3 protein-coding genes and 1 pseudogene are annotated in these 2,966 nt (G+C 72.5%); 1 reads left to right on the top strand and 3 read right to left on the bottom strand.

All coding sequences use genetic code 11. The features are described 5' to 3' along the window. Both P1P70_RS42780 and P1P70_RS42775 read right to left on the bottom strand, forming a co-directional pair. Positions 1 to 694, bottom strand: a 694-nt coding sequence (locus P1P70_RS42780; RefSeq protein ID WP_319247632.1) for a carboxyl transferase domain-containing protein, incomplete at its 3' end; no start/stop codon positions are given. Further along, on the bottom strand, positions 691 to 2,160 hold the full coding sequence (locus P1P70_RS42775; protein ID WP_319247630.1) for an acyl-CoA synthetase: 1,470 nt from the start codon (positions 2,158 to 2,160) through the stop codon (positions 691 to 693). The genes P1P70_RS42775 and P1P70_RS42780, both read right to left, overlap by 4 nt. A 230-nt stretch (positions 2,161 to 2,390) precedes the next feature. Between P1P70_RS42775 and P1P70_RS42770 the strand changes: the two are divergent. After that, a pseudogene (locus P1P70_RS42770) lies at positions 2,391 to 2,528 on the top strand (GntR family transcriptional regulator); the annotation flags it as partial. A gap of 116 nt (positions 2,529 to 2,644) precedes the next feature. Here the strand turns inward: P1P70_RS42770 and P1P70_RS42765 are convergent. Then, positions 2,645 to 2,966, bottom strand: a 322-nt coding sequence (locus P1P70_RS42765) for a PP2C family protein-serine/threonine phosphatase (RefSeq protein ID WP_413471679.1), incomplete at its 5' end; no start/stop codon positions are given.

Raw genomic sequence — 2,966 nt, 5'->3', positions numbered from 1 at the left:
GGGGTGCCGGCTGCGGGGAGGGGTTGGTCAGGAGCGTGAGATAGAGGGCCAAGGTGTCGCGCAGGGCTGTCGCGGGGACCACCGCGTCGATCGAGCCCGCCGCGAGTTGCGACTCCGCCGTGTACGCCGCCGGGTCCGCGTCCGAGGGGCGGACGCGGGAGCCGGCGAAGCCCACCTGGGCGTCCGGGAGGGCCAGGACGATGTCGGCGGCGGCGCCGAGCGCGGCCCAGCCGCCGCCCGTCGTGGGGTCGCGGAGGACCGCCAGCTGCGGCAGGCCCGCCTCCCCCGTCAGCGCCGACTCGCGTGCCACACGCTGGAGTTGGGTGAGGGCGCGCATGCCTTCCTGCATACGGCTGCCACCGGTCGCGATCAGGGAGACGACCGGGAGGCGGTGCTCACGGGCGTAGGTGTACGCCGCTTCCAGGCGGTCGCCGGTGCGTTCACCGAGGGAGCCGCCGAGGAAGCCGAACTCGAAGGAGATCAGGACGGCTTGTACGGCACCGATGGTCGCCCGGCCCCACACCACCGACTCCTCCTCCCCGGTGCGCTCGGCGGCGCGGGCGCGGGAGGCGTCGTAGCCGGGCCAGGTGAGGGGGCCGTCGGGGGAGTACTCCCGCTGGGGCGTGGGGAGTTCGGCGAAGTCGTCCGTCAGGAGGGCGAGGGCCTCGCGTGCCGAGCGGCGGCGGTCGGTCATCCGGCTCCGTCCGTCTTCAGCGCCCGCTTCATGATCTTGCCCATGTCGTTGCGGGGGAGGGAGGCGAGGTAGTGAACGGTCCGGGGGCGCTTGTGAGGGGAGAGGAGGGCGGAGACGTGGTCCGCCAACTCCGTTGCCGGGGGCGGGGATTCGGGGTCCTGCGGGACGATCCAGGCGACCACGCGTTCGCCGAGGTCGGGGTCCGGCGCACCGGTGACGGCCGCCTCCCGTACGCCCGGGTGTTCCAGGAGCGCGTTCTCGATCTCCCCCGCACCGATCTTGTAACCACCGCTCTTGATGAGGTCGGTGGCCTTGCGGCCGACGATGCGTACATAGCCGTCGGGGTCGCGCACGGCCATGTCGCCGGTGCGGAACCAGCCGTCGGCGGTGAACGCGGCGGCGGTGGCGTCGGGGCGGTTGAGGTACTCGGTGAAGAGGTTCGGACCACGCACCTGGATCTCGCCGACCGACTCCCCGTCGTACGCGTTCAGGGGGGTGCCGTCCTCGTCGACCAGCCTCAACTCCACACCGGGCAGGGGGACTCCGACCGTGCCGGCGCGGGGTTCGCCGTCGGCTCGGACGCTGGTGTTCATGAGCGTCTCCGTCATGCCGTACCGCTCGATGACCCGGCGGCCGGTCGCCGCCGCGATCCGCTCGTGGTCGTGCACCGGCAGCGCGGCGGAGCCTGAGACGAGGAGGCGGGCGCGGCCGAGCGCCTTCGCCAGGTCCGGGTCGGTGGGGAGGGTCTCGGCGATGCGGTGGTACATCGTCGGGACGCCGAACAGCATCGTCGCGCCCGCCGACAGCTCGCGGGCCACCGCGGTCGTGTCGAACCTGCCGAGGTGGCGGACCGCGCCGCCGCGCCGCAGCGGGCCCAGGATGCCCAGGATCAGGCCGTGCACGTGGAAGAGGGGCAGGGCGTGGACCAGTACGTCGTCGGCGGTCCACCGCCAGGCGTCGGCCAGCGCGTCCAGGGTGGTCGCGACGGCACGGCGGGGGATGACGGCGCCCTTGGGCGGGCCGGTGGTTCCGGAGGTGTAGACGATGAGGGCGGGGGCTTCGGGAGTCGGTTCGTCCGCGAGTGGTGGGTGCGAGGTCGGGTGGGCTCGTACGTCGACGTCCAACCGATCCAACTCCCCCAGTGCGGAGGGGAGTTCGATGCCGGGTGCGGTGAGGATCAGTGCGGGGGCGCTGTCCTTGAGGATGTGCCCCAGTTCGCTCTGGCCCGATTTCGGGTTGAGCGGTACGGCGGGGACGCCGGCCCGGAGCGCGGCCACGACGCCTACCGCCGTCTCCAGCGTCGGCGTCGCCCAGACGGCCACGCGGCCCGCGTCGCGGATCCGGGCGGCGAGCGCGTCGGTCACGGCCGCGAGTTCCGCGTACGTCAGGGACCGGTCGCCGAAGCGCAGGGCGGGGCGTTCGGGGGTTCGGGCTTCGCCGGTGAGGGCCGGGAAGAGAGAGGACACGTTCTGTACTCCTTGGTCGTCGCTTTGGTCGTCGCTTTGATCGTCGCCGTTCGAGCTACCGCACAGCCGTGGGGGCTCCACGATCGGCGGGCTCCCCGATGGGGTTACCGGGTTCCTTGCAGAAAGCCCCGGCGCACACGCCGGGGATGAATGCATCTCAAGACTGCTCCGACGTGCACTTTAGAGCGGACGTCTTTGCTGTTCGATGTACTGGCGGACCATTGCCAACGCACATGGCCGGGGAGATCGAGCGGGACGGGCACGGTGTCGAGGGCGACCGGCTGTTCCACGCGGCGGTCACGGCGGCCGCGCACAGCAGTCTGCTCGCCGAGTTCATGCGCTCCATCGCCGACCAGATCGCCGAGAGCCCCTGAGCCCGCTCCTGGGCAGCCGGTTGGCGCAGGGGACTGCGGGGGGCGGCGGCACGAGAGGCACCGCTCACCCCCGGCGCGGGGCACGGTCGAGGGCGTGTGGGCGAAGCCGGTCAGCGCGCCCAGATCTGCCCGGTGTCCCCGCTCTCGCCGGTGTCCCTGTTCTCACCGGTCTCCCCGGTCTTTCCGTCCACCACGTCCGCCACCACACAGCTCACGTTGTCGGGGCCGCCTGCCTCGTTCGCCGCGGTGACGAGGGCGCGTACGGCGGTCTCGGGGTCGGCGGTCGAGGACAGGGTGTGCTGGATGGCCGGGTCGGGGACGACCGAGGAGAGGCCGTCGGAGCACAGGAGGTAGCGGTCGCCGGGGTGGGCGTCGTGGAGGCGCAGGTCGGGTGTGGCGGTGGCCTCGCCGTTGGTCAACGCCTTGAGGAGC

This window comes from Streptomyces sp. MB09-02B (assembly GCF_033794485.1).
Classification (GTDB): domain Bacteria; phylum Actinomycetota; class Actinomycetes; order Streptomycetales; family Streptomycetaceae; genus Streptomyces.
The sequence above is the reverse complement of the archived record's forward strand: the minus strand, read 5'-3'. Positions and strand labels throughout refer to the sequence as shown.